This is a genomic window from Falsiroseomonas frigidaquae (genome assembly GCF_012163145.1).
Classification (GTDB): domain Bacteria; phylum Pseudomonadota; class Alphaproteobacteria; order Acetobacterales; family Acetobacteraceae; genus Falsiroseomonas; species Falsiroseomonas frigidaquae.
The window spans coordinates 243,472-268,828 of sequence record NZ_JAAVTX010000003.1; the positions used below are offsets into that span (position 1 = coordinate 243,472).

22 protein-coding genes and 1 tRNA gene are annotated in these 25,357 nt (G+C 68.7%); 17 read left to right on the plus strand and 6 right to left on the minus strand.

Annotated features, from left to right (window positions below; all coding sequences use genetic code 11):
* Positions 1–49: 49 nt before the first annotated feature.
* The 11 genes from HB662_RS10145 (at position 50) to HB662_RS10195 (ending at position 13,041) form a co-directional block, all read left to right on the plus strand.
* The gene (locus HB662_RS10145) at positions 50–1,198 is read left to right on the plus strand and encodes an acyl-CoA dehydrogenase family protein (RefSeq protein WP_168049621.1); all 1,149 of its coding nucleotides are present in this window, start codon (positions 50–52) and stop codon (positions 1,196–1,198) included.
* Complete coding sequence (locus HB662_RS10150) at positions 1,195–2,064, plus strand: amidohydrolase family protein (protein ID WP_168049622.1); 870 nt, start codon at positions 1,195–1,197, stop codon at positions 2,062–2,064. The genes HB662_RS10145 and HB662_RS10150 overlap by 4 nt, the downstream gene beginning before the upstream one ends.
* Complete coding sequence (locus tag HB662_RS10155) at positions 2,061–3,500, plus strand: class I adenylate-forming enzyme family protein (protein WP_168049623.1); 1,440 nt, start codon at positions 2,061–2,063, stop codon at positions 3,498–3,500. The genes HB662_RS10150 and HB662_RS10155 overlap by 4 nt, the downstream gene beginning before the upstream one ends.
* A gap of 178 nt (positions 3,501–3,678) precedes the next feature.
* A complete protein-coding gene (locus tag HB662_RS10160; RefSeq protein WP_168049624.1) occupies positions 3,679–5,583 on the plus strand; it encodes a hybrid sensor histidine kinase/response regulator in 1,905 nt (634 codons plus the stop codon).
* Positions 5,584–6,000: 417 nt separating this feature from the next.
* Positions 6,001–7,356, plus strand: coding sequence for a tyrosine-type recombinase/integrase (locus HB662_RS10165; RefSeq protein ID WP_168049625.1), 1,356 nt, complete (start codon positions 6,001–6,003; stop codon positions 7,354–7,356).
* A 231-nt stretch (positions 7,357–7,587) separates the two neighbouring features.
* The gene (locus HB662_RS10170) at positions 7,588–7,950 is read left to right on the plus strand and encodes a hypothetical protein (RefSeq protein WP_168049626.1); all 363 of its coding nucleotides are present in this window, start codon (positions 7,588–7,590) and stop codon (positions 7,948–7,950) included.
* Between the two features lie 72 nt (positions 7,951–8,022).
* Positions 8,023–8,682, plus strand: coding sequence for a hypothetical protein (locus HB662_RS10175; protein ID WP_168049627.1), 660 nt, complete (start codon positions 8,023–8,025; stop codon positions 8,680–8,682).
* Positions 8,683–8,771: 89 nt separating this feature from the next.
* Complete coding sequence (locus tag HB662_RS10180; protein ID WP_168049628.1) at positions 8,772–9,062, plus strand: hypothetical protein; 291 nt, start codon at positions 8,772–8,774, stop codon at positions 9,060–9,062.
* 246 nt (positions 9,063–9,308) lie between these two features.
* Positions 9,309–10,274: a DUF7146 domain-containing protein gene (locus HB662_RS10185; RefSeq protein WP_168049629.1), complete on the plus strand. Its 966-nt coding sequence runs from the start codon at positions 9,309–9,311 to the stop codon at positions 10,272–10,274.
* Complete coding sequence (locus tag HB662_RS10190; RefSeq protein WP_168049630.1) at positions 10,271–11,461, plus strand: AAA family ATPase; 1,191 nt, start codon at positions 10,271–10,273, stop codon at positions 11,459–11,461. The genes HB662_RS10185 and HB662_RS10190 overlap by 4 nt, the downstream gene beginning before the upstream one ends.
* A 155-nt stretch (positions 11,462–11,616) precedes the next feature.
* Positions 11,617–13,041, plus strand: coding sequence for a DEAD/DEAH box helicase (locus HB662_RS10195; protein WP_245185564.1), 1,425 nt, complete (start codon positions 11,617–11,619; stop codon positions 13,039–13,041).
* Between the two features lie 588 nt (positions 13,042–13,629).
* Here the strand turns inward: HB662_RS10195 and HB662_RS10200 are convergent.
* The 5 genes from HB662_RS10200 to HB662_RS10220 all read right to left on the minus strand — a co-directional run bounded on the left by HB662_RS10200 (position 13,630) and on the right by HB662_RS10220 (position 18,831).
* The gene (locus HB662_RS10200; RefSeq protein ID WP_168049631.1) at positions 13,630–14,229 is read right to left on the minus strand and encodes a hypothetical protein; all 600 of its coding nucleotides are present in this window, start codon (positions 14,227–14,229) and stop codon (positions 13,630–13,632) included.
* 787 nt (positions 14,230–15,016) lie between these two features.
* Positions 15,017–15,760: a hypothetical protein gene (locus tag HB662_RS10205; protein ID WP_168049632.1), complete on the minus strand. Its 744-nt coding sequence runs from the start codon at positions 15,758–15,760 to the stop codon at positions 15,017–15,019.
* A gap of 110 nt (positions 15,761–15,870) precedes the next feature.
* On the minus strand, positions 15,871–16,524 hold the full coding sequence (locus HB662_RS10210; protein WP_168049633.1) for a hypothetical protein: 654 nt from the start codon (positions 16,522–16,524) through the stop codon (positions 15,871–15,873).
* Positions 16,521–17,363 carry a TIGR04255 family protein gene (locus tag HB662_RS10215; RefSeq protein ID WP_168049634.1) on the minus strand — a complete coding sequence of 281 codons (843 nt, stop codon included), beginning with the start codon at positions 17,361–17,363 and terminating at the stop codon, positions 16,521–16,523. Before HB662_RS10215 ends, HB662_RS10210 begins: the two co-directional genes overlap by 4 nt.
* A gap of 1,378 nt (positions 17,364–18,741) precedes the next feature.
* Positions 18,742–18,831, minus strand: a tRNA-Ser gene (locus tag HB662_RS10220).
* A gap of 211 nt (positions 18,832–19,042) precedes the next feature.
* Between HB662_RS10220 and rplU the strand changes: the two genes are divergently transcribed.
* The 6 genes from rplU (at position 19,043) to HB662_RS10250 (ending at position 24,782) form a co-directional block, all read left to right on the plus strand.
* Entirely contained in the window at positions 19,043–19,360 is a 318-nt protein-coding gene (gene rplU, locus HB662_RS10225) for a 50S ribosomal protein L21 (RefSeq protein WP_168049635.1), read from the plus strand.
* A 29-nt stretch (positions 19,361–19,389) separates the two neighbouring features.
* Entirely contained in the window at positions 19,390–19,659 is a 270-nt protein-coding gene (rpmA, locus tag HB662_RS10230; protein WP_168049636.1) for a 50S ribosomal protein L27, read from the plus strand.
* A 76-nt stretch (positions 19,660–19,735) separates the two neighbouring features.
* On the plus strand, positions 19,736–20,761 hold the full coding sequence (gene obgE, locus HB662_RS10235; RefSeq protein WP_168049637.1) for a GTPase ObgE: 1,026 nt from the start codon (positions 19,736–19,738) through the stop codon (positions 20,759–20,761).
* 78 nt (positions 20,762–20,839) lie between these two features.
* Complete coding sequence (locus HB662_RS10240; protein ID WP_168049638.1) at positions 20,840–21,988, plus strand: Fic family protein; 1,149 nt, start codon at positions 20,840–20,842, stop codon at positions 21,986–21,988.
* On the plus strand, positions 21,985–23,118 hold the full coding sequence (gene proB, locus HB662_RS10245; protein WP_168050060.1) for a glutamate 5-kinase: 1,134 nt from the start codon (positions 21,985–21,987) through the stop codon (positions 23,116–23,118). Before HB662_RS10240 ends, proB begins: the two co-directional genes overlap by 4 nt.
* 134 nt (positions 23,119–23,252) lie before the next feature.
* Positions 23,253–24,782: an ABC transporter substrate-binding protein gene (locus HB662_RS10250; protein ID WP_245185565.1), complete on the plus strand. Its 1,530-nt coding sequence runs from the start codon at positions 23,253–23,255 to the stop codon at positions 24,780–24,782.
* A 183-nt stretch (positions 24,783–24,965) separates the two neighbouring features.
* On the opposite strand, the gene HB662_RS10255 is transcribed toward HB662_RS10250, so the two are convergent.
* Positions 24,966–25,328 carry a hypothetical protein gene (locus HB662_RS10255; RefSeq protein WP_168049639.1) on the minus strand — a complete coding sequence of 121 codons (363 nt, stop codon included), beginning with the start codon at positions 25,326–25,328 and terminating at the stop codon, positions 24,966–24,968.
* Positions 25,329–25,357 lie beyond the last annotated feature (29 nt).

Below are 25,357 nucleotides of genomic sequence, written 5' to 3' on the forward strand. Positions count from 1 at the left end.
CGCGCCCGGCGTTTGAGGGGCATGGAAGCGAAGCCTTCATGCAATGCAAGTGACCCCGGAGCAAACGCAGATCCTGGCGAGCGTCGAGACATTCCTCGCCCGCCGCCTGCCGCCGGCGGAAATCCGCCGGCGCGATGCGGCGCATGTGCCGCCCTACGACCTGCTGCCGGAGATGGGGGCGCTTGGCCTCTTCGCACTGGCGGTGCCGGTGCCGGAAGGCGGCCTCGGCGGGGATTGGGCGACGGTGGCGCTGGTGCAGGATGCGCTGGGCCGGCACGCCTATATGGCCGCTTCCATCTTCAACCGCGTCGTCGGCTTCGGCCTGGCCACCATCCGCGCCCATGGCAGCGCCGCCCAGCGGGCGGAGCTGCTGCCGTTGCTGATGGCGGGGGAGGCGTTCTGCGCCCTGGCGCTGACCGAACCGCAGGCCGGCAGCGATGCCGCGGCGATCCGCACCCGCGCCGTGCGCCACGAAGGCGGCTGGCGCATCAATGGCCGCAAGACCTGGATCAGCGATGCGGAAGGCGCGCGCTGGCTGATCCTGCCCGCCCGCACGGGGCCGGAGCCTGCGGGCGCGCGCGGCATTTCCCTGTTCCTGGTACCGACCGCGACGCCCGGCCTCGCAATGACCCGGCTGCCCAAGGTGGGCAACAACTGCATGCCCTCCTTCGACATCGGGCTGCAGGATGTGGATGTGCCGGAGGATGCGCTGCTGGGCGAGGAAGGCCGCGGCTTCCCGCATATGATGTCCACGCTGCATTTCTCCCGCGCCTCCATGGCCGCCACGGTGACGGGGGCTGCGGAAGCCGCGCTGCGGATCGCGCTGGCGCATGCGCAGGAGCGGGAGCAGTTCGGCCAGCCGATCGGCCGCTTCCAGGCCATCGCGCACCGGCTGGTGGATATGCGGATGCGGGTGGATCAGTCCCGCCTGATGGTGCGGCACCTGGCGCAGCTGATCGACCAGGGCGCGCCCTGCCGGCGGGAAGCGGCGCAGGCCAAGATCATCGCGACGGAGACGCTGCGCGATGTCGCCGATGCCGGCATGCAGATCCTGGCCAGCGCGGGCTATGCGGCGGAAAGCGACATGCAGCGGCTGTGGCGGGATTCGCGCCTCTACACCTTCGGCGAGGGCGCGAATGAGGTGCTGCGCGATTCCATCGCGCGGGAGATGGGTCTGACGACAAGGGGAATGGCGTGACGGGCATCCGGGCGATCGACGCGGTGGTGAACATCTGGACGCCGGAGGCGCTGGCCGGAAGGCCGGACCGCACCGGCTTCTACACCAGCAAGATGCGCGTGAAGCGCGAGATTTTCGAAGGCATGAGCCTGAAGGACATGATCGCCCGCATGGATGCGGCGGGCATCGAGAAGGCCTTCCTGATCGCCGCCAAGGTCGGACGACTCGGCCACCCCGCCTGCTATCATGTGGACTACAGGCTCGTGGCGGATGCGGTGCAGGCGCATCCAGACCGCTTCTACGGCCTGGCGGGCCTGGACCCGACCGAGGGCATGCGCGGCGTGCGCGAATTGTCCCGGGCTGTCACCGAATACGGCTTCATCGGCGCGCATTTCTATCCGCATTGGTTCGAGCTGCCGCCGGACCATGCCAAGTGGTACCCGTTCTACGCCAAATGCGCGGAGCTGGACGTGCCGGTGCAGCTGCAGGTCGGGCAATCCATGGTCTATGACCCGAGCTACCCGCTGCGCTCCGTCGGCCGCCCGATCGCGCTGGATGCGGTGGCCTGCGACTTCCCGGAGCTGAAGATCATCGGCATCCATGTCGGCATCCCCTGGACCGAGGAGATGATCGCGATGGCCTGGAAACACGCCAATGTCTTCATCGGCTCCGACGCGCACAGCCCGCGCTACTGGCCCGAGAGCTTCAAGCACTACATCCGCAGCTACGGCCAGGACAAGGTGATCTTCGGCACGGATTTCCCGGTGCTGGATTTCGGCCGTACCATGGCGGAGATCGCCGAGCTGAACCTGCCCGAGGCAGTGCTGGCGAAATTCCTCCGCACGAATGCCGAACGAATCTACAAACTGGACGGCGCCAGCCAATGAACCTCGCCGATGCGCTGGACATCCACGCCAAGGCGCGGCCCGGCCACATCGCGCTGATCGATGGCGAGCTGGTGCTGACGCACGCGGCATTCGCCACCCGGGTTCGGCGCATGGCGGCCTGGCTGCTGGGTCTCGGCCTGCCGGGCGACCAGCCCGTCGGCATCTGCCTGCGTGACACGGCGCAGCATGTGGTGGCGCTGTACGCGGTGGCGCGCGCCGGGCTGCCGATCCTGCCCATGGATGTCCGCTGGACGGCGGAGGAACAGCGCAACGTCGCCACCCATTTCGGCGCCGCCCTGGTGCTGCTGGAGGCCGGCACGCCCGCCTTGCCGGGCCTGCGCTGCGACCAGCCGGGGGAGTCCGAGGCGGAAGGCATGGTCTTCGCCAGCGATGCCGAGGCACCCTTCGTGCTGTCCCTGTCCTCCGGCACCACAGGGCGGCCGAAGGGGCCGCTGATCGCACACCGGCATTTCCTGGCGCGCTTCCGCACGCATTGGATCAATCTCGGCCTGAACGGCCGCGACCGCTTCATCTGCGCCACGCCGCTGTATTTCGGCGGCGGCCGCACCTTCGCCATGTCCGTGCTGTTCTCCGGCGGCACGCTGATCCTGAAGCCGCCGCCCTGCACGCCGGAGGATCTGGTAGCCTGCGTGGCGCAGCATGAGGCCACCAGCCTGTTCCTGGTGCCGACGCAGTTCCGCCGGCTGCTGGCACTCGACGATGCCGCGCTGGCGCCGCTGCGCGGGCTGCATCTGCTGTTCTCCTCCGGCGCGCCGCTGTCGCCCGAGGAACGGCTGGCGATCCGCGACCGGCTCTGCCCGAACTTCTTCGAATACTATGCGAGCACCGAGGGTGGCGGCGTGTCCCTGCTCACCCCCGGCGACCTCGCCACGCATGGCGAGACGGTGGGCCGCCCGGTCTTCGGGGTGGAGGTGGAGGTCGTGGATGATGCTGACCAGCCCCTGCCGCCGGGCGAGACCGGCCTGCTGCGCTACCGCGGACCCGCCTGCGCCACCGGCTACCACCGCGACCCCGAGGCCTCCGCCGAGGCGTTCCGCGCGGGCTGGTTCTACCCGGGCGACCTCGCCTCCCTGGACGCGGAAGGCTTCGTCACGCTGCGCGGGCGGCGCAAGGACATGATCATCCGCGCCGGCATCAACATCCACCCGGCCGATATCGAAGCCGCGCTGAACGCGCACCCGGCCGTCGCGGAATGCGCCGTGCTGGGCTGGCCCTCGGCCGAGTTCGGCGAGGAGATCGCGGCCTTCGTGAAGCTGGCCGCGCCCTGCGACCCGGCCACGCTGCTGGAATTCGCGCGCGCCCGGCTGCCCCGGCCGAAATGGCCGCGCCAGGTCTTCGTGGTGGCCGACCTGCCGCGCAACAGCGCGGGCAAGGTTCTCAAGCGCGAACTGGCGTTGCAACTGCCGGCAAGCTGATCGTCACGACTGTTTACATTTCGACAACCTCCGGTTGAGTGATTCGGCGAATTCGCGCTATAGGGCAGCGCGACAGCAAAAGGCGTCCTGTTGAGGGGGCGGAACTGCATTGCCGGACATCCACCTGCCGACAGTCTTTGTTTTTTCAGCGATACTTGGCGGCTTCCTCGGGTTTGCCATGCTCTGGCTGTGGTCCCTCGACCGCCGGGAAACCGCCCTCGCATCCTGGGGCACGGCCCGGCTGCTCGGCGCCGGTGGCACCATCCTGCTGGGCATGCGCGGCCTGGTGCCGGACTGGGTTTCGATCGACGTCGCGAACCTGCTGATCTGCATCGGCTACGGCCTGCACTGGACCGGCGCACGCCAGTTCGAGGACCGGCGACCGATGCCGTGGCTGCTGCTGCTGGGCGCCGCCGCATGGCTGCTGGCAAACCGGATACCGGCCTTCCACGACAGCGTCGATTCCAGGGTGGCGCTGATGGGGCTCGTGCTGCTGGGCTACAACGGCCTGGCGATCATGGAATTCCTGCGCGGCCAGAAGGTCAATCCGCTGCCGACGCGGCCCCTGTTCATCATCCTGCTGGCCGGCGTTTCCGTCACCTACCTCGCGATCGCGGGGGTGACGCTGGCCTTTGCGCCGCGGCCGGTCAGCAACGAGCTTCCGCAAGGCTTCATGTTCGGCGCGCTGGTGGTGCTCAACGTGGTCTTCCTGGCCGGCGGCACGCTGCTTCTCGTCGCGCTGACCAAGGAGAAGGCGGAGCGGCGATCCACCGCCGCGCTCGCCGCCGCCCGTGATGCCGCCGACCGCGCCAGCGCCCACAAGACCCGCTTCCTGTCGCGCATGAGCCATGAATTGCGGACCTCGCTGAATGGCGTGCTCGGCCTGGGGCAGGCGCTGGCGCATGATCGGAGCCTCGGCGCGCCGCAGCGGCGCCAGGCGGAGACGTTGGAGCAGGCGGGCCGGCACCTGCTGGCCATCGTCAACGACGTGCTCGACATCTCCCGCATCGAGGCGGGGCGCTTCGTCGCCCTTCCGCGGCCCTTGCAGCTGGGCGGCTTCCTGCGCGAGACCCTGGCCCTGGTGGAGGAGGCGGCGGCGGCCAGGGGCGTGGCGCTGGAACTGCGCCTGGACCCGGCGGTGCCGGAGGCCATGCTGGGGGATGCCCTGCGAATCCGGCAGGTCCTGCTCAACCTGCTGGCCAACGCCATCCGATTCACGCCGCATGGCGGGACCGTGACGCTGGAGGTTGCGCTGGATGGGGAGCCGGTTGGGGCGGCGATCCGCTTCGCCGTGATCGACACCGGCAGCGGGGTGCCGGCAGCATTGCGGCCGCGACTATTCGAGGAATTCGTCCAGGCGACCGACTACGATTCGCAGAATGGCAGCGGCCTGGGCCTCGCCATCAGCGCGGCCCTGGCACGCGCCCTGGGCGGCAGCCTGGACCACGCCGATGGGCCACAGGGGCTGGGCAGTTGCTTCACCCTGGCGCTGCCCTTGCTCCCCTGCGCGGCCGAGGCGCCGCCGGCAGCCGACCCGGCGGTTGCCCCTGCGGACGCCCCCACGGGCACCCCCACGGGCACCCCCACGGGCACCCCCTGGGACGCCCCGCCTGCCCTGCCCGCGCCGGAGGCCCCGCAGCCTGTGCCCCCTGGCCCTCAGCGGGCCGGGTTGCACATCCTGGTGGTGGATGACGTGGCCGCCAACCGCTTCGTCGCCGCAGCCCTGCTGGAGCCCGCCGGGCACCGGGTGGTCGGCGTGAAGAGCGGGCAGGAGGCACTGGACCTGCTGGCGACCGGCGACCTGCCGGACCTGATCCTGATGGATGAGCAGATGCCCGGCCTGAGCGGCAGCGCCACCGTCCAGCGCATCCGCGCCCTGCCCGGGCCGGCCGCCGCCCTGCCGGTCCTGGCGCTGACCGCGGATGCGCTGCCGGAGCAGGTGGAGGCGATGCTGCAGGCGGGCTTCGATGCGCATCTGTCGAAGCCGGTGGAACGCCATGCGCTGATGGCCGCCGTGGCCCGCGCCGCGGAGACGCCGACGCCGCGACCCTGGCAGAGGCTGGAGACAGGGGCGGCCGCCTGACAGGCCGGCCGCAGCGCATGTGACCGTTCACGAGAGAACGTGGGAACGGGGTCGCCTGGACCACTTGGTCATCGCGGGGACTTTGGCCGCCTTCGCGCCGGGCGGGTCGACGGGTCAGTCTGAAGAACTGCCTCTGATCGCGGCTGCAGGCCAGGCCGAGCGCGCGGCTCCTGAGGGGAACTGGCGGAGAGGGTGGGATTCGAACCCACGGTAGACTTGCATCTACTTCGGTTTTCGAGGACGAAGTAGTCAGGTTACGTGGGTCTCCGTCGGTCTGCGCAGTGCTACGCTGATCTATCGTAATACGGTGATTTTGCACGCTTTATAGCCCCGGCAGCCCCCGCATCTTTCCGCTTGCTTCCGCAGCCGATGTCCGGTCATTGTCCGGTCTGGTTCAGGCGGCGAAGGAGGCGAGCGGTGACGGAGAGTGCGGCCAAGCTGAAGATCATCCGCGAGGCCCCGAAGCGCCTGCGAACCAGCGACGCGGACCGCTACTGGCGGCAGCGGGCGCCTGGCCAACGGTTGGTGGTGGCGCACCCGGAGTGCCCCGGCCTGGCGCTCGTCATCCACGCCAAGACCTGGGCTTGGGTCCTTTCCTTCAAGCCGCGTGGGCGAGACAGCGTGACAGGAAAGCGCTTCCCCTCGACATCCATGACGCTCGGCAGCCCGGAGCAGCTGAGCCCGGAGGACGCGAAGGATAAGGCGAACGCCTACAAGGGGCAGCAGAAGTCCGGCGTGGATCTGGCTGGCGAGCGACGCTCGAAGCTCGAAGCCGATGCCAAGGCGCGCAGCCAGACCGTCGAGCGGCTGCTCGATCGCTACAAGGTCTACCTGCCAACGCGGGAGAAGAGGAAAGGCGGGGGCACGCTGAAGTCCGCCTACGTGACCGAAGACCTCGCCTGCGTGGAAGCGGCGTTCCAGGCGATCAACGCCCTGTCGCGACCAGTGGGGAGCATCGGCAAGTCCGAGATCCTCGCCATCCTGAAGCACCGCGCTAGCGAGCAGAAGACTGGCCGCCGTTGGTTCCAGTCCGTCAGCCGCTTTCTCGACTGGGTGCACGAGGAGGAGATCATCGATGTGAACCCGTGCGAGTTGATTCCGAAGAATCGCCGCCCGAAAAAGCCGAAGGACCGCAAGCACTATCTCAGCGTCCCCGAGCTCGCGGCAATCTGGAAGGCAGCGGGCACTGTTGAGGGGCTGAACGACGCACACCGCGACCTTCAGCGATTCATCATCGCTGTGCCATGCCGTGTCAGCGAGGCACGCCTGATGCGATGGGAGCACGTCAACCTCGTCGAGGGCATCTGGATGCAGCCAGACAAGATGACCTCAAACGAGAAGGCCCACCGCATTTACCTGCCTTCCTTGGTGTGCGGCCTGCTCGCTGCCCGCCACGAGGCGCAGGGGAAGCCGAAGGCAGGTTGGGTCTTCCCTGGACCACGCGGGAAGGGCGCCATCACAGGCGAGAGCACGTTGAAGGCCCGCATGGAGAAGGCGAGCGGCTTGACGGGCTGGTGGAACCACGATGTGCGCCGCAGTTTCGTCACCGTTCTTTCGGAGGAGCACGGACACGAGGAAGCAGTCCTAGATTTGGTCCTCAACCACAAGGCCAGCGCGTCGCGCCCCGGCGTGATGGGGACCTATCAGAGGGCCGAGAAGTGGAACGCGCGGAAGCAGGCCATGGTCGACTGGTGCGAGCTGTTGGATGCGCACATCAATCCTGTGACTGCGGAGCACCTGCCGGAGAATCTGCGGCATCTGGCCGCCGCCTGAAATCCCTGCTCGGCGGGTTGCCGGGCGCGCCGCCGGAGGCGCCTGAAGGATCCGGAAATGCGGAGGCGGGTCGGTGCAGCGAACACCGGACCCGCCCATACCCAAACATGGAGGGATAGCCCCATGCCTGAGTCGCCCTACGTGCCTACCACCGCTGCCCTGGCGCAGTTGACTCGCATTGTCGCGATTGGCCGTTCGGCCGCCCCCCCGGCTCGTCCGTGGCCAGTCCACATGGTCGAGGAGATCCCGGAAGCATCGGCGAGTGGCCAGCTCGCGCGAGAGGCAGTGTCCCGCGTCGCGGCCGCTCATCACCCGATGGAGGAGATGCAGGGGTCTCTGCCAATCGAGATGCAGACCTTGAGCGGAGCCTGCATCGCGGTGTCGCCCGACGATTGGGACAGGCTCACCGTCGAGTGCCGCGGCAATCGGGGCCTTCAGTCGATCACCATTTCCTCGCCTCGAGACGCAAGGGCACTGGCGGCGGTGCTGAACGCCTTTGCGGACGCCATGGATAGCAGAGCAGCGTTGGAGGAAGCACGGCCAGAGGCACACGCGCAGATGCGGCAGAAGCGCTCCCGGCGACGCGCCAGCTAGGCGCCCGGCAACTGGCTCGGCGGAGCAGGCCCAACCTGCGCCGCCCTTCCTCTTCATGAAGCGAGGTGATCCATGGCCAAGCGGCAGCCGCGGCCCGGTGGTAGAGGCCGTGAAGTCCAGGCGCCAGAAGTGGAGAGCGCCGACAGCATCATCTCCCGCGCCGTGGCTGCGGGCCCGGAGTACATGGCTCGCGACCTTGAGGCGTGGCGTAGGGAATTTCTCGCCGTGCAGCAGGAGGGCAAGCCCTCGACCTACTGGGCGTTCATGGCCATCGCAACCATCGTGGCGCGAGATTTGGCAGACCTCGACGGGGCGCGGGAAATCGCCGGATTGCCGCCGGTGAACCACGTTCGTGAAGTTCCGCACAGGACCGTCGAGGTGCCCCTTTGGGCAGCAGCCGCGATTAGGGCGGGCTGGATGAGGGCGGTGAGTGGTGAGGTGCACGATGGGCAGACCGAGCCCCGGCCGCCGCGCCCACTCCCGTTGTCTGAAGCCTTCGGGCTGGCCGGAGAAGGCGGCAACCGGACCGTCGGGAGCCAGCACCTGCAATCGCGTCGCGACCGGGAAATTGCCCTTGAGGTCGAGAACCTACTCGCCCGAAATGACGGCATGAGTGCTCATGCAGCTCATGGAGCCGTGGCCGAGATACGGGCCATGACGGTGAAGACAGTGGAACGAGCCCACACCAGATGGCGCGACCTGGCGAGGAAGCGTCTTGAGGCTTCGACATGATCGGGCAGCCTATGTCGAAGTCTTAGCCCCGCCAGATCGCGATGGTCTCCGCACCCACCCGGACCGTCCGGGAAAGCGGAGGCAGGTTGATGAAGCCGACACTCATAGCGTCCAACCCACCGGCCGAAACCAAGGCCGACACTGATGAAATTGATCTTGCGTCGCTGCCGAGGCGGGTAGACCGCCGCGCGGCAGCTGATCTGGTCTCCCGCCACTTCTTCCCCGTCAGCCCGAGGACTGTCGAAGCCTGGCCGCTCACCGTTCGGAGGGTGAACGGCAAGGCCCTTCTCGAAGTGCAGGAACTGATGGCCTTCGCCAGGGCCAAGCTGGAAGCGGCGCCACCTGTCCGTGGTGGGCGCCGGACCAGCACGGCTGCCTGACATGGAAAGCCCCCGGCCCGCAAATGACGCGGGGCGCGGGGGCGGTGGTTCGGCTGGCAGGCACGACCATCGTCCCTATAGCGCACCTCAGCATCAGACACGATGCGATATTCGCCGCTGCCTTGGGGCAGCCGCGGAGGCACGCCGCGTTGGTGATCTTGCCGCGGCAGAGGCCGCAGAGGTGGCGGCGCTGCTGGCACTTCGAACCATCTCTGTCCCGACCCCTGCCATGGGAGCAGGACGCGCATGACGGGCCAGCCCAATGCCTCTGCAGTCGCCGTGATGCTGGCGGAGCGGATGCCGGACCTGGTCAGCGACGTCATCGGTGAACCTTCCCAGCGCGGTCGCGAGGAGTGGCGCTTCCGGCGGAAGGGCTCGCTCGCGGTGGTGGTGGCTGGCCCGAAGCGGGGCGCCTGGCAGGATCATGAGGCGGGCGAGGGCGGCGACGCGCTGGCCCTTGTCGCTCATGCTCGCCGGGAGCCCATGGGCGCCGCCTACGGCTGGGCGCTGGCGTGGCTGGGCATCGCCCGGAGCGGGGAGCCCCGCCCGACGCCCCGGCCCGTTCCTGCGCCGCCTGAGAGCCCGCGCGAGGCGTCCCCGTCCACCACCCTCGACCTCGCCCGTCGGATCTGGGGTGAAGCTGTCGTCGCCGCCGGGACGCCCGTGGAGACGTATCTTGCGGCCCGGGGCCTTGCTCTGCCGGACGGCGCCCCCCTGCGCTTCCATCACCGTGCCTGGCGCAACGCCGCCTTCGGTCCTGCCGGACCCGCCATGGTGGCGCTGATGACCGACGCGGAGACGGGTGAGCCCTGCGGCGCGCACGTCACCTACCTGCGGCCGGACGGCGGTGGGAAGGCGGCGGGCGAGCGGGTGAAGGTCATGCTCGGGCGGGTGGGCTGCATCAGGCTGACGCCCGACCCGGAGGTGACGATGGGCCTTGGGCTGGCCGAGGGCATCGAGACGTCAATCTCGGTCATGCAGGGGTTCGGCTGGCGCCCGATCTGGGCCGCCACCAGCGCGGGGGCAATCGCGCGCTTCCCGCTACTCCGCGGGCTCGACGCCCTCACGGTCTTCGCCGATGCGGACGATTCAGGGCTCGCCGCCGCACGTCGCTGCGCTGAGCGCTGGGCCAGTGCCGGACGGGAGGCGCATATCGCGGCGCCGCCGTCGGGCGACTTCAACGACGTCCTCAATCGGAAGCGCGCGGCATGATGGACGGGATCGCCTCGCCGGAGGCCGAGATGCGCGCTGACGGCATTACCACGGAGCGGCTCGCCCCCCGCCGTGGCCGCGGTCGCCGAATGAGGCTCCTCACCCTGGCCGAGTGCGCCGACGCGAAACCGCGCGGCTACTTGGTGAAGGGGCTGATCGCGCCTGGGGATCTGGTGGTGCTGTTCGGACCGCCTGGCAGCGGCAAGAGCGTCCTTGCCCCCTATCTCGCCCACGCTGTCGCGGCAGGGCGGATGGTCTTCGGCCGCCGGGTGCGCCCCGGCCCGGTCCTCTACATCGCCGCCGAGGATCCGGAGGGCATGAAGATGCGCGCTACCGCCCTGCGTGCCGTTTATGGCGACGCAAAGGGTATGCGCGTCGCCGCCGAGCCGGTGAACCTGCAGAGCGACGGCTCGACTGAACCGCCGGACCTCGCTGCAATCACCGAGGCAGCGGACGAGCTTGGCGCCGTCCTCATCGTCCTCGACACGGTGGCGAAGGCGTTCCCCGGCCTGGAGGAGAACGATGGCCGGAGCATGGGCCGCGCCGTTCATCTGCTCCGGCTCCTGACCACCCGAGAGCGCGCCGTCATCGCCGTCCACCACGGGGCAAAGCCCACCAGCAACAGCGTGCACGGCGGATCCACGCCTCGAGGCCACGGCGTTCTCAACGGCGACGCCGATGTCACCATGCGCATCGAGGTGGCCGAGGCCAGCGGCATCCGCACCGTCCACCTCGGGAAGAACCGCAACGGCGTCGCGACCGCGCAACTGGCCTTCACTCTTCGCAGCCACGCCCTCAGCATGGATGAGGACGGCGACGCCGTCACGACCGTGGTGGCCGAGGAAGTGGATGAGGTCGCCGGGGCGCAGGCCAAGGCGGGGCCAGCGCTGACCGACGCGACGGCCCTACTGCTGCGGGCCATCCAGTCCCTTGATGCTGAGGGTGCTGGGGAGATCGCGAAGCCACAGCCGGGGATGCCCAATGTCCGGGCGATTCCTCGCTCCTCCCTCAGGGAGGAGTTGGTCCGCGACGGATGGTTCCCCGAGGTACAGATCCTCCCGAAGCCACTCCCCTCCGGAGGAGTGCTCTCCACGGCTGGGTATCAGCGGGAGCACAACGCGCTTATGCGCTTGCAGCGCAAGGGGTTGGTGGGTTTCGACCGCCGCGCGGTGTGGCTCGCCCGATGATGCCACTCCTCCCTACTCCTCCGTCTACTCCTCCGGGGGACAGCACCCGTCTCCCCTACTCCTCTCCTCCCGCCCCCCCTTTAGGGGGCAGGAGTGGAGGAGTGAGGAGTGCTTGCGGCTGCCGGGACGAGAAGGGATCAGCGCGACCGCAAGGCTTGCGCCTCTACCAGGTGGATGCGGTCGAGCAGCTGCGCGATGCCTACCGACGCGGCGCGCGGGCGCCGCTGCTCGTCCTCCCGACCGGCGGCGGCAAGACGGTGGTGTTCAGCCACATCGCGGCGGCAGCCGTCGCCAAGGGCCGATCCGTGCTGGTGCTGGTCCACCGGCGCGAGCTGCTCAGGCAGGCATCCGAGAAGCTGACCAGCGCTGGCGTGGCTCATGGCATCATCGCCCCCGGCCATGCCGCCACGGATCATCCGGTGCAGGTCGCGTCGGTTCAGACCCTCGCGCGTCGCCTCGATCAGATGCGCCAGGCGCCGCCGCAGCTGGTCATCATCGACGAGGCCCACCACGCGGTGGCAGGCCAGTGGCGCGCCATCCTCGACGCCTTCCCGGAGGCGCACATCCTGGGGGTCACGGCGACGCCGATCCGCAGCGATGGTGCCGGGCTCGGCGTGCGCGCGGGCGGGGTGTTCGACGCGCTCGTCTCCGGGCCGTCCATCGCGGACCTGATCGATCAGAGGCACCTTGTGCGGCCGCGCATCTTCGCACCAGCCCCGGGTGAAGCGCCGGACCTGTCCGGCATCCGCACCCGCGGCGGGGACTACGAGGTGGCGCAGCTGGCTGAGGCGATGAGCGCCCCGCAGGTTGTCGGCTGCGCGGTGGAGCACTACCGCCGCCACGCCGCAGGCCTGCCCACCGTCCTCTTCGCCGCGTCCGTCCACCATGCCGAGGCCGTGGCGGAGGCATTCCGCGCCGCCGGGATCCGCGCCGTCGCCGCCTCGGGCACCACACCCCCGGCCGAGCGGGATGCGGCCATCAAGGGGCTCGCCACCGGCGCGGTGGAGGTGCTGTGCAGCTGCGACCTCATCAGCGAGGGCCTCGACGTTCCGGCGATCGGCGCAGTCATGCTGCTGCGGCCCACGCAGAGCTTGGCGCTCTACCTGCAGCAGGTTGGCCGTGGGCTACGGCCCGCGGACGGCAAGAGCGAGCTCATCGTGCTGGACCACGCCGGGAACAGCCTCGTGCATGGGCTCCCCCAGATGCCGCAGCGATGGTCGCTGGAGGGCGATCCCACGCGCCTGTCAGGGAAGGGGCGGCGCAACAAGCCTATCTGCACCGTCTGCGCCTCGGTGCTTCGGCGCGGCGCAGAGGCGTGCGGCGACTGCGGCACCCCAGCGCGACCGCCGAAGCGTGAGATGCAGCAAGGGCACGGCGTGCTCTCCGAGGTGCCGCCAGACGTCGTCGCGTGGATGCTGGCGGTGCACACGCTCCCTGTGCCCGAATTGCTCAACCGGGCGCGCACTGTGTCCGACCTCATCGCCATTCAGCGAGCGCGCGGCTTCAAGCCTGGATGGGTCTGGCACAAGTGGCGTGACATCCTGCAGAGGCGAAGCCCATCCGCCAATGATAGATGCTGAGTGAAGCGCGCGCCGGCCTCCGTGGTGCCGCACCCGCCCAAGTATTCGTGGTTTCTCGGCGGAGCCCCACCTGTCCCAGAAGGAATGGTTTCGGCCTCTCTGTCCCACTCATCTTGATGGCAAGCTGAGCGATCGGGGCCGGGTGGAGGATTCGGCTCGTGTGCGGCCTTCCGCTAGGGCTGGCCGTTAGGTGGTGGCCTCCCGGAAGAGCGCCTATTGAGCAAACTGGACGAAGGGTGGAACGAAGGTTTCCGGCGACGAGCGAATCTATTTCTTGGGCATGACGAACCCGCGTTGAATGCGTTGGGCTGCGCGGCTGCAGCGTGGGCTGATTTGCCGCGACCGTTGGTGTCATGCCTCGTCGTGGGCGCGCTGATTCGGATCTCGGCGGCGTGCAGATTTTCGTGCGACGGCATCAGCCGGGATGAGGGAGGCACGCCAATCTGTCGGCGACCCGGCGGGGCAATCCGTTTGCGCCTAACGGGTGTAGGACGCGGCCTCCCAGGGCGCGCTGTATCCGCCGTCGGGCCTACTCGCGCCGATGGCGGACGACCCAGAGGTGAAGAAGACCCTGGCGCGGCTGCGCCGTTAGCCTCGGGTGATCGAAACCGCTTCCCAGGTAGAGCCCGGGCTGCCGGTCCCGCGCACCAGCCGGGACACCTGCTTCACCAGAACGCCCGTCCCTCGCTCGAAGTAGAACACCTGCTCGCCGCGGTAGCCGTTGTTGAAGGTGCCTTCCTCGATGCGCTCGACGACCCAGACGTCGAACCGCCCGGCAGGAACGGTGACGGTATCCGCCGACACGACGCGAATGGTGTGGTTCCACGCTCCATCGGACGAACGCGACTGATACTGGGCCACCCGCCCAACCGAGAGCGGCAGCATCTGCCGGACGCCCGCCCTGTGGAAGGCCTCGGTCCCGGCAGGCACCGGGCGCAGGTTGTGAAGGTCGCGGCCTAGCCGGTCGCGCGCGCGCCAGACGCAGAACTCGGCGTCGGACGGATCGCGGCCGAGATAGGTGAACTCGGAGCCGATCGAGGTGCGGATGACGGTATTGGCCGGCGGGCAGTCGGCAGGAACGGCGGAAGCCGCCGCCACCGTCATCTGGGATGTGGCAGGCCGGATCGACGCCACGTCCTGCTGGCACCCCATCAGGGCCACCGCTAAGCCCATCATCAACACCCGCATCTCGGCCTCCCGTTCTTGCGCCGACATAAAGCGCTGGGGCCGGAGCGCCCGCAACAACTTCGTTGCGGTTGGGCGCGCTTCTACAGGCCGCCCGCGGCGCGCGCTGCCGCCTGGTTCATCGCCAGCAGCCTGCGCCGGTTGATCTCCCTCTCGTTCGGCGCGGCCAGCGCGGCCTCCAAGGAACTGCGGGCCGAGTTGATCGGCGGAGGCGGTGCTGCCGGTTGTGCCCCCGGTGCGATGGGCAACGCCGGTTGAGTCTCGCCCGACTGGGCTTCGGGAGACACAACCGGCGCAGAAGGTGTCGCCGCCCCTGCCGGCGCGCCTGATGTTGCTCGCCTCCAGTCGGACGTGACGCCAATGCGCTGCCGAACAAATTTCCGGGGAGCTGCATTTCTCGCCCCCCCACCCCCCTCGCGATGGATATGGGGGGGAGGCCCGGCGCGTGGCCGATCGCACCCGCTGCCACCCCACTAGCTCCCGCGGCTCCTGGCGCCCGCTGGAATGGGCTGCGTGCTCCCTGCCTGGGCCACCGACACGACCACCCGCCCTGCCTCGGCAGGTGCCCGGGGGCAGGATGACAATGAGGTCACCGTATGGCCCCTGCCTGTTGCCGCTTCGGTCCCGGTAACGCGCACCAGTCTACCGGACTGGGGGCCGTCCACCCCGCTGCAGGCGGATCAGATTCGGCACCCGGCGCTTGTCAGGTGGCGCGGCAAATCGGCCGCACCGTGGTCGCATGAACCCCTAGCCCCTGGCGCACAGCCCCGCCGCAGTGATCCGGGTGGAGTCAGCCGATGAAGCCGGTCAACTCGTCCAAGGCGGTGAACAGCCGCATGCGGAGGGTATCCTCCAGCTTCACCTCGCTCGCCAACTGCACGTCCGGGTCGTCCATAATGAGCCCGTTGACGAGGGGCTTGCCTTTCACGCCGCTGGCCAGGCCCGCCAGTTCCTCCAGGAGGTATTTCTCGGTCCCCCTCCTGCCGCAGACAATCAGGACGCCGACGGTGTAGTCCTCCGCGGGCAAGATCTCAGCGTCTGGGCTCCAGGTCATGTAGATGCGGTGGATGTCCGATGAGACGTCGTAGCGATTAAGCCCGTCCAACAGCTTGTGGCTCTTCGCCTTGCTGAGCCTCTTTTGGAACTGCCGCTTTTCCAACCGCTTGATGAGGGCGTCGGGCAGGGCGATCCGGGCGTAGTAGCGGGCCATCCAGCCTTGGAACGCCTTGGCCGATAGGTCGGGCACCCGGAGGGGCAGCAGCTCCATCCCGCCTAGACACTCCCGCGGGAGGATCGCCCGGCGCGAAACGTCCAGGGCGACGCCTGCGATGGAGGGGGATCCTTCGACGGGCAGCTCAATGTAGCGGGTCCTTCTCCCCCGAGCCGAGTCCGTGTCCTCCTTGAACTCCGGCAGGGGACTGGCGACGACGACCTCAAACGAGGGTTCCGCGCCCGCTCCGGCGAGGGAGCAGGTCTGTGTTCCAATGAGCAGGAGCTCGCTGTCTGGCGCGTAGGAGAGATGGCTGGGCAGCATCGCCGGGTCGGCCGGCTTGCATAGGCAGCACTGACGCCAGTCAGGCGCTGGCGCGCCCGCACCGCCCTCGGGTTCCCTCCCGGCGCCAGACATCGCCCCCCTCCAGCCTGCTAACTTGAACCTGCCTCCAGGTAGGCGGACAGGAGGTCGGCCGGATGGGGCGGTGGCAAGTCTACCGGGCCTCGGCCACGATCGGAAGCTATCGCCGCATGGACGGCGTCCCGGAGGGCGCCCATGGCGTCCCGGATGCGCGCCCGGTCCAGATCGGGCGCCATCAGCACGTCCCGCAGCGAAGAGCCGTCTGGCAGTGGCCGCTTCCAGAAGCGGTGGTAGTAACGCAGCGAGCCGTCCGCCTCCGTCCCGAGGGCGTCTAACAGGGCGCGCAGGCGCTGGGCGTTGGCGGGTGTCGCCTCGGCGCCCTTCAGCCAGTCGTAAATCGTCTTCCGCTCGAGATCGAGGATGTCGGACAGCGCCGTGATCGGCAGGCCCAGCCTGTTCACGAGCCGATCCGCCATCTCCTGTGCCCGGACAACCACAGGGACCACCGCCGCCGCGGCCCCGCGGTCATCCTTCACCATCGGCGCGGGAATGGGGGCGGAGGGTAATAAGGTGACCGATCCGGTTAGCCTCCGGACTGTGTCCAGCAGGCTCCTGGCGAAGGGGGTGGTCCTTTCGCCCCCGCGGGCGGCGCCGGCGCCGCTCGGGTAGAACTCCGCAAACGGGGCATAAAAACCAAACTGGCCGTGCCCGATGACGGTGCTCATGCCTTCCTCCTGTCCCAGATCGTCACGGCGCGGGGTCTGACTGCGGAATCGAACGCGCGCCGGGACGGACCGTGCAGTTCCCGGAACTTGGCCAGCAGTCCCCGCGGGTCGAGCGGCATGGCCGGGTCAAACGCCGCGAAATGGTCGATGTCGAGCAGCACGAAGTCCCCCGCCGCAACCTTCGGAATCCACCCGTTCGCCTCCACAAGCGGGGTAAGGAGATCGGGCGGGAACGGTACCTTGGGGCGCCGCAGGGCCTGGAAGCGCAGAGTGCCCGGGCCTGTCTTAAAGGAGGCGATGTACGCGCCTTCCTGGAGCTCCATGGGCTGGTCCCCAAAATCGGCCGGGTCCGTCGGAAGAGCCCACGGCTTCAGGTAGTCCGAAATTTCCTCCCTCGTTCCGACGCGCGGCTCCACAAGGTCGATCATGCGGTAGCCCACGGCGGTGGCGTGGGTGACGCCCATGCCGGGGGTATCCCCGAGAGCCTGCACGGCGGCGCACAGGCGGGCGAAGAAGCCGTCATGCCCCTCGTAGGCCGTGCCCGCGTGGACCAGGAGGAAATCAGGGCCCAGAATGATGGCGTGCGACCTGCCCGGCTCGGAGAACTGCCACATCTTCTCGGTAACGTGCCGAAACTCAAAGCCTTGGTTGCTTAGATGGGCGACCATGCCAACGTTGTTGTGCTCGTCGACCAGGGGGTAGGTTGCCCGAACCTGCTCCTGGAAGGCGGCCACATGTCCCGCCATGTCGAGGAGCCGGGGAAACCGAACCAGGGCCAGCGCGTAGCGGAGGGGGGCGAAGCGCATACGCGACATGGGATCCGACACCTCCTCCTGCATGACCGACTAAACACCTGACTACACAGTAGGGTCGTGGAGGCTTCGTCACAAGCCGGTGACTGAGCCGGGCCAGAGCCATCCGCTGCGCCATCCCCGTTCTACAGCCGATCGGAGAGACTTGGTTCCCGTCTGTGCCGCCCTCACAATGCTGGATGAGCCTGCCGCCGAGTCCAGCAGCAGCAGGTCAACGAATACCGAAAGCGAAAGCCTGGCGGTCACCTCCAGCGTTTGGGCCAGCAGTGTGCGCTAAATGCGGCCCACTGCGGACGCGACCGGGAGGCATACATGGCTCAGCACGACGGCACTGCGGACGTTGATCGGCCTGACGAGTGCTATCCTAATCTCCTCAAGTCGTGCCGCCCATGGAGCGCCTCGAGAGCTCTTTCGCCGCCACTGGCAACCCGATCTGCGCTTGGCTTGCGGTTCGTCGCATCACGCGGGATGGCCGCGCTGACTTGCCCGAATGGGTGTTGGTCTACCTCCGCGAGGCCAGCCACGAGGTGATGCGTCTCGCGATGGGCCACACGCACTACACGCGTCCGCTGCCGCGGTCATAAGCCTGGGCCCGGGCGTTTCGGCTGGTGGTGAACACGCGCCATGCGGCAGCGGCCTACCTCCAGGCGGCAGAGGAGGCCTGGAGTCTGAAGGCTCAACTTCGAGGTCAGTCGGGGGCGCCCGGCCGGGGAGGCCGTGGCCTCCTTAGCGGCTCACTGGAAACAGGACAGTCGCAGCATGCAGCGCCGCCTTGCCCGCGCGCGGAGGGTATTTGGCTTCGGGCTGCCGTTCGCAGATCGTCCGCTGCCACGGCGTCCCAAGCGGCCAAGGTGACGGACTTGGGGCCAAGTGCGGGGGACGCTATCGAGGCCTCGCATCTGCATCCTCCGGCCAGCCTGCGGACCACCGCGGCACAGGAGGCATGGATGCCGAAAAGGAAAGCCGGGCGCCGCGTCGCGCCGACAAAACCGCCTCCACCCTCGCTACCGCCGGACCAGCTGCTCAACCGAAAGGCTGCAGCCGAGCTCGCCACCAAGGAATTCTTCCCGGTGTCAGACAGGACAATTGAGCGGTGGCCCCTGGCGTGGCAGCGTCGCAACGGAAGGGTCGACTGCCGCGCGGAGGATCTTCGCGAATTCCTGAACCGGCGGCTGGAAGAAGCTCCCTGGCTGCAAGGAGGACGGTCGAAGCGCCGATCGTCGGAAGATGGATCGCATCGAGCCGGGGCGACCTGCTAAGGTGCCGCGGCGGGCCTTACAGCTAGGCCGCGCCTACGGGCACTTCCGTCTGCTTCCGCACCATGCGTCCGGTCTAAGTCCGGTCACAGCCGGTTCTGAAACCGAGATTGGGCCGGACAGAAAGCACGATAAGCCACTGAAAATACTGGCGGAGAGGGTGGGATTCGAACCCACGGTAGACTTGCATCTACTTCGGTTTTCGAGACCGACGCGATCGACCACTCTGCCACCTCTCCGCAGGCGGTGGCGCCCTATAATCACCGGAAGCGCGACGCGCAACCCGCCACGCCGTTGACTCTCCGCCCGGCGCCCCGCTATACGCTGCGCCCTCCGGCCACCCAGGTGCCAACTGCCTGGGGATGCTGGCGGCCAGTCCTGGTCGAACCACCCAATTGTCCGGGCGAACCCGCCCAGAAGCACCGGACCTCCGAAAGCCCGAGCGCGAACATGACCTATGCAGTGATCCGCACCGGCGGCAAGCAGTACCGCGTCACTCCCGATGCCGTGCTGATCGTCGAGAAGCTCGAGGCCGAGCCCGGCGCCACCATCACCTTCCACGACGTCCTGGCCCTCGGTACCGATGCCGGCCTCACCCTTGGCGCGCCGACCGTGCCGGGTGCGACCGTCACCGCGGTGGTCGAAGGCCAGACGCGCGGCGACAAGGTGATCATCTTCAAGAAGCGCCGCCGGAAGAACAGCCGCCGGAAGAACGGTCATCGCCAGATGCAGACCGTGCTGCGCATTTCCGCGATCGCCGCGGCCTGATCCGCTAGCGACAGAAAGGGACCCCCTCCATGGCACACAAAAAGGCCGGCGGTTCGTCGCGCAACGGCCGCGACTCGGCTGGCAAGCGGCTTGGCGTCAAGCGCTCGGACGGCCAGTTCGTCCAGGCCGGCAACATCATCGTCACCCAGCGCGGCACCAAGATGCGCCCGGGCTCCAACGTCCTGGTCGGCCGCACGCACTCGCTGCATGCGCTGGTCACCGGCCACGTGAAGTTCGAGCGCAAGGCCGAAGGCCGCGTGCAGGTTTCCATCACGCCCATGGCCGTCGCGGCCGAATAGGCCGAGACCTCCTGGCGAGCGTTTGGACGGGGGCCGCCAGGCCCCCGTTCGCGTTTCCGGGTATCGGACACAGACCATGAAATTCCTCGACGAAGCCAAGGTTCATGTGAAGGCGGGTGACGGCGGAGACGGCGTCATCGCCTTCCGGCGCGAGAAGTTCATCGAATACGGTGGCCCGGACGGCGGCAATGGCGGCAAGGGTGGCGACGTGATCATCGAGGCCGTGGACGGCCTGAACACGCTGATCGACTACCGCTACGCGCAGCACTTCAAGTCCCGCAAGGGTGGCAACGGCGCCGGCCAGGACCGCAGCGGCGCCGGGTCCGACGACGTCATCATGAAGGTGCCGGTCGGTACCCAGATCCTGGCCGAGGACAAGGAAACCCTGCTGGCGGACCTGACCGAGGTGGGTCAGCGCATCGTCATCGCCAAGGGCGGCGATGGCGGCTACGGCAACGCCACCTTCAAATCCGCCACGAACCGATCCCCCCGCCGGGCCGATCCCGGCTGGCCCGGACAGGAACGTGCGATCTGGCTGCGGCTGAAGCTGATCGCGGATAGCGGCCTGCTCGGCCTGCCGAATGCCGGGAAGTCCACCTTCCTCGCCGCCGTCTCCGCGGCGCGGCCAAAGGTGGCGGATTATCCCTTCACCACGCTGCACCCGCAGCTCGGCGTGGTGCGGCTGAACCCGGATGGCACGCCGTCCCGCGACGGCTCGCTGGAATTCGTCCTGGCCGATATTCCCGGGCTGATCGAGGGCGCGCATGAAGGCGCCGGCCTCGGCACCCGCTTCCTCGGCCATGTGGAGCGCTGCGCGGTGCTGCTGCACCTGGTGGATGGCACCGCCGCCGACCCGGCCGCCGCCTACCGCACCATCCGCGAGGAACTCGCCGGCTATGGCGGCGGGCTGGCGGACAAGCCGGAGGTGGTGGCGCTGAACAAGTCGGATGCGATGACGCCGCAGGCCACAGCCTCCCGCCTCAAGGCACTGTCGAAGGCGGCGGGCAAGCCGGCGCTGCTGGTCTCAGGCGCCACCGGGGCCGGCGTGAAGCAGGTGCTCTACGCGCTGTACCAGCAGATCCTGGCCGACCGCACCCGGTAATTAAATGTCCTCGTTGATACTCAGCGAGGCTGCGCGCAGTATGCACAGGCTCTTGGATAACAGGCTGCGGTCCGCCCCATGTCCCCTTCTCGCGTCACCGGCGATTATCGCCCGCAGCCGGGCGGGTACCGCGCTTTCCACCCTGCTCCCCTGCCGCCCGACCCGCCGCTGGCCTTGACCGCCGCGCGGGTACGTCTGTTGTCGGAGGCAGATCGTGCCGTTGCTGGTCTGGACAGCGTCACGGACCTGCTGCCAGACCCGGATGGCTTCGTCTATTCCTACGTACGGCGGGAAGCGGTGTTGTCCTCCCGCATCGAAGGCACCCAATCCTCGCTTGACGATCTGGTGCGCCGCGAGGCGGGGATCGAGGCCGGCCGCGGCAGCGATGTCAACGAGGTCTCCAACTATGTCTCGGCGCTGAACGAGGCCCTCGCCGCCCTGGCGGAGGTTCCGGTTTCGGTGCGACTGATCCGCGCGATGCATCGCCGCTTGATGCAAGATACGCGTGGAGGTCAGCGCGAGCCCGGCGAATTGCGTCGGCACCAAGTGCATATCGGCGCGGAGGGGACCGGCGTCGGTGGGGCCGTGTTCATCCCGCCACCACCCGATGCCGTGCTGGACGCCCTCGCCGCCCTCGAATCCTACATTCATGCCGAGGACGGCGATGTCGCCGATGCGCCCCTGATCCGCATTGGTCTGGCCCATGCCCAGTTCGAGACGATCCATCCCTTCGGCGATGGCAATGGCCGGTGCGGCCGGCTTCTGATCAGCCTGTTGCTTGCCGAGAAGCGCCTGCTGCGCCAGCCCGTTCTTTATCTGTCGCTGTATTTCAGCCGGCACCGCCAAGACTATTACGATCACCTGCAAGCGACCCGCGACAGAGGCGATTGGGAAGGCTGGATCGACTTCTTCCTTCGCGGCGTCATCGAAACGGCCGCCGACGCTCGCGACCGGGCGCGCCGCATCGTCCGGATGCGGGAGGATCATCGCGACCTGATCGTGTCACGCGGCGGGGCGGCGAAGGCACTGCGGCTGCTGGATCATCTCTTCCGACAGCCCTATGTCAGCATCAACACGGTGGCGGAGCGTCTCGAGGTCAGTTTTCCCACCGCTTCACGCATGGTGGAGAATCTCGAACAGGATATGATCCTGCGTGAGGTTACCGGGCAGCAGCGCGGCCGAATCTACGTCTACCAGCCCTATATCGACCTGTTCTCGGATCGCTGACCTTGTCCTCCCTCGCCACCGCCCGCCGCATCGTCGTCAAGATCGGCTCCGCCCTTGTCGTGGACAACGCCACCGCCGCGCCGCGGGCCGCCTGGCTGGCGGGCGTGGCGCAGGATGTGGCGGCGCTGCGGGCGCGGGGGGCGGAGGTCATCCTGGTGTCCTCCGGCGCCATCGCGCTGGCCCGCCACGCGCTGGGCCTGACGCGGAAGAAGACGCTGCGGCTCGAGGAAAAGCAGGCCGCCGCCGCCGTCGGGCAGATCCGCCTGGCCGGTGCCTGGGCCGATGCGCTGTCCGCCGTGCAGCTCAACGCCGCGCAGCTGCTGCTGACGCTGGAGGATAGCGAGGACCGCCGCCGCTACCTCAATGCCCGCGCCACGCTGAACACGCTGCTGTCGCTGGGCTGCATCCCCGTCATCAACGAGAACGACACCGTCGCCACGGCGGAAATCCGCTTCGGCGACAATGACCGCCTGGCCGCCCGCGTGGCGGAGATGGTGGAGGCGGATGCGCTGGTGCTGCTGTCGGATATCGACGGCCTCTACACCGCCGATCCGCGCCGCGACCCCGCCGCGGCGCACATCCCCGTGGTCGAGCACATCACGGAGGAGATCATGGCGATGGGGGGCGAGCCGCCGCCCGGCTATTCCTCCGGCGGCATGCGCACCAAGCTGATCGCCGCCCGCATCGCGACCGGCGCCGGCTGCGCCATGGCGATCGCGCTCGGCACGCGGGAGCGTCCCCTGCAGGCGATGGAACAGGGCGCGCCCTGCACCTGGTTCCTGCCCGAGGGCGAGGGCCGTTCCGCCCGCAAGCGCTGGATCGCCGGCAGCCTGGCACCACTCGGCGTGCTGGTGGTGGACGAGGGGGCGGCCCGGGCGCTGGCGCGCGGCTCCTCCCTGCTGCCCGCCGGCGTGCGCGCCGTGGAAGGCCGTTTCGAGCGCGGCGACCCGGTCAGCGTGCGGGACGAGGCGGGGCGGGAACTGGCGCGTGGCCTGGTTGCCTATGATGCGGCCGACGCCGCCCGCATTGCCGGCCATCGCAGCGAGGAGTTGGAGAACATCCTGGGCTGGCGCGGGCGGGACGAGATCATCCATCGCGACGACCTGGTGCTGCTCGCCTTGGCCGGCTGAACCGGCCACCCTCCGGCTTCACCGCCATTCTTCCTGCCCATGGGGCAGATGCGATGAGCATCCGGCAAATGGCCTGGCTTGCCGGGCGGGGCCGGCTGGACCAGCATCGGGCGGTGTCGGAAAGGATGTTGCCCATGCGCCGTGCCCTGCACCTCGCAGCCGCCATGTTGCCCCTGCTGGTGGCGCCAGCGCTCGTCCTGCCTGCGGCGCCGGCCGTCGCGCAGACCACGCTGCGGATCGGCATCGGCGCGGACCCGGCCGTGCTCGACCCGGCGCAATCCGGCAGCTTCGTGGAGCGCGTGGTCTTCGCCGCGATGTGCGACAAGCTGATCGATGTCGGGCCGGACCTGCAGTTCCGGCCGGAACTCGCCACCGCCTGGGAATGGGCGCCCGACGGCCGCGCCCTGACCCTCACCCTGCGCGAGGGTGCGCGGTTCCAGGATGGCGCGCCGATCGATGCCGCCGCGGTGAAGGCGAATCTGGACCGCTACCGCACCGCCCGCGAAAGCCGCCGCCGCACGGAACTGCAGCAGGTGAGCGCGGTGGAGACGCCGGATGCCCGGACCGTGCGCCTGGTACTGTCCGAGCCCTTCGCGCCGCTGCTTTCCGTGCTGTCGGACCGTGCCGGCATGATGCTGTCCCCCGCCGTGCTGCCGATGGCGGAGCGGGTAGGCGAGAACCCGGTCTGCTCCGGCCCCTTCATGCTGACGCGACGCATCGCGCAAGACCGCATCGAGATGCAGAAATTCGCCGGCCACTGGAACGCCGCGAACATCCATGCGGACCGCCTGGTCTTCCAGCCGATCCCCGACAACAATGTCCGCCTGCTGAACCTGCGCGCCGGGCAGCTCGACCTAATCGAGCGCGTGGCACCGGTGGACCTGCCCTCGGTGAAGCGCGACCAGCGGCTGCGGCTGGTGGCGGGCGATTCCATCGCCTACCAGACGCTGAGCATCAATGTCGGCAACGGCCCGCTGGCGCAGCGCCCGCTCGGCGCCGATCCGCGGGTGCGGGAGGCGTTCGAGCGCAGCATCGACCGCGGCATCATCAATCAGGTCGCGCTGGAGGGCCGCTTCGCCGCCAACAACCAGCCGGAGGCGCCGGGCACCACCTACCATTTCGCCGACCTCGCACCGCCGCCGCGCGACCCGGCCCGCGCCCGCGCGCTGCTGCGGGAGGCGGGGCATGAACGGGTCGCCTTCACGCTAAAGGTGCCGAACCAGCCCGTGGAATCGCAGGTCGCGCAGATCATCCAGGCGATGGCGGCCGAAGGCGGCTTCGACATCAGCATCGAGACGCTGGAATCCGGCGCGATGGTCGCAGCGACACGGCGCGGCGATTATGAGGCCGCGATCGCCATCTGGTCCGGGCGGCCGGACCCGGATGGCAATATCAGTTTCTGGCTGGCCTCCAACGGCTTCCTGAACTGGGGCAAATACGCCAATTCGCGTGTCGATGCGCTGTTCACGCAGGCCCGGCAGGTGACCGACACGGCGCGCCGCCAGGCGCTGTACCGTGAAGCGGCGACGATCTGGATGGCCGATCGCCCGCATCTGATGCTGTACCACCACCGCTGGTTCTGGGCGATGCGCAGTGGCGTGGAAGGCTTCGTGCCGAGCCCGGACGGCATCATCCGCTTTGCCGGGCTGCGCGTCGGCCGCTGAAACGCCGAAACCCCCACCCGCGGGGCGGGTGGGGGCAAGGCAGGGCTGACCGGACGGTCAGCCCCGGGATCAGGACCGGGGGTCAGAGCCGCTTCATCGCAAGCGAAGACGCGAAACGGATCTATCCTTTTGTTCTAGCGATTTTCCGGGTCGCCTTGCGAAGCCGCAAGGCTTGAAATTGCCCTAGCCGCGAAAGCCGGCATCCGCGCGGCGGCCTGCATCGGCGGAGGGCACCCAGATGGTGCGCTCGCTCTCACCCGAGCCGACGGTCACGGCGCGCAGGCCCTGGCGGCCCTGCTGCGCGAAGCTGCTATCCGTGTGCCGGATATGGACGCTGCCATTCGGCTCCTCAGTCACCGAGACGGCACCGCCGCCGACGATGTTCTGCGCCGGGCCGGGGCCGTACTCGACTTCGGCATTCTCACCGGAGCCGACGACGCGCGGGTAGTAGCTGTTCTCCGCGATGGTCTGCGCGAAGGCGGGGCCGGAAAGGGCCAGGGCGCCGGCGGCGAAGGCGGCGGCGGCGATGCGATTGAAGCGGGTCATCTCATTCATCCTTTGATCTGTGTCGGGCC

Excerpts from the sequence above, each read along its gene's own strand:
- HB662_RS10240 (WP_168049638.1), top strand. The coding sequence starts at position 20,840 with ATGTCCCCTTCTCGCGTCACCGGCGATTATCGCCCGCAGCCGGGCGGG.
- HB662_RS10160 (WP_168049624.1), top strand. The coding sequence starts at position 3,679 with ATGCTCTGGCTGTGGTCCCTCGACCGCCGGGAAACCGCCCTCGCATCC.
- HB662_RS10200 (WP_168049631.1), bottom strand. The coding sequence starts at position 14,229 with ATGCGGGTGTTGATGATGGGCTTAGCGGTGGCCCTGATGGGGTGCCAG.
- HB662_RS10185 (WP_168049629.1), top strand. The coding sequence starts at position 9,309 with ATGACGGGCCAGCCCAATGCCTCTGCAGTCGCCGTGATGCTGGCGGAG.
- rpmA (WP_168049636.1), top strand. The coding sequence starts at position 19,390 with ATGGCACACAAAAAGGCCGGCGGTTCGTCGCGCAACGGCCGCGACTCG.
- rplU (WP_168049635.1), top strand. The coding sequence starts at position 19,043 with ATGACCTATGCAGTGATCCGCACCGGCGGCAAGCAGTACCGCGTCACT.
- HB662_RS10180 (WP_168049628.1), top strand. The coding sequence starts at position 8,772 with ATGAAGCCGACACTCATAGCGTCCAACCCACCGGCCGAAACCAAGGCC.
- HB662_RS10205 (WP_168049632.1), bottom strand. The coding sequence starts at position 15,760 with ATGCTGCCCAGCCATCTCTCCTACGCGCCAGACAGCGAGCTCCTGCTC.
- HB662_RS10255 (WP_168049639.1), bottom strand. The coding sequence starts at position 25,328 with ATGACCCGCTTCAATCGCATCGCCGCCGCCGCCTTCGCCGCCGGCGCC.
- HB662_RS10155 (WP_168049623.1), top strand. The coding sequence starts at position 2,061 with ATGAACCTCGCCGATGCGCTGGACATCCACGCCAAGGCGCGGCCCGGC.
- HB662_RS10190 (WP_168049630.1), top strand. The coding sequence starts at position 10,271 with ATGATGGACGGGATCGCCTCGCCGGAGGCCGAGATGCGCGCTGACGGC.
- HB662_RS10250 (WP_245185565.1), top strand. The coding sequence starts at position 23,253 with ATGCGCCGTGCCCTGCACCTCGCAGCCGCCATGTTGCCCCTGCTGGTG.
- HB662_RS10170 (WP_168049626.1), top strand. The coding sequence starts at position 7,588 with ATGGTCGAGGAGATCCCGGAAGCATCGGCGAGTGGCCAGCTCGCGCGA.
- HB662_RS10210 (WP_168049633.1), bottom strand. The coding sequence starts at position 16,524 with ATGAGCACCGTCATCGGGCACGGCCAGTTTGGTTTTTATGCCCCGTTT.
- obgE (WP_168049637.1), top strand. The coding sequence starts at position 19,736 with ATGAAATTCCTCGACGAAGCCAAGGTTCATGTGAAGGCGGGTGACGGC.
- HB662_RS10175 (WP_168049627.1), top strand. The coding sequence starts at position 8,023 with ATGGCCAAGCGGCAGCCGCGGCCCGGTGGTAGAGGCCGTGAAGTCCAG.
- HB662_RS10215 (WP_168049634.1), bottom strand. The coding sequence starts at position 17,363 with ATGCAGGAGGAGGTGTCGGATCCCATGTCGCGTATGCGCTTCGCCCCC.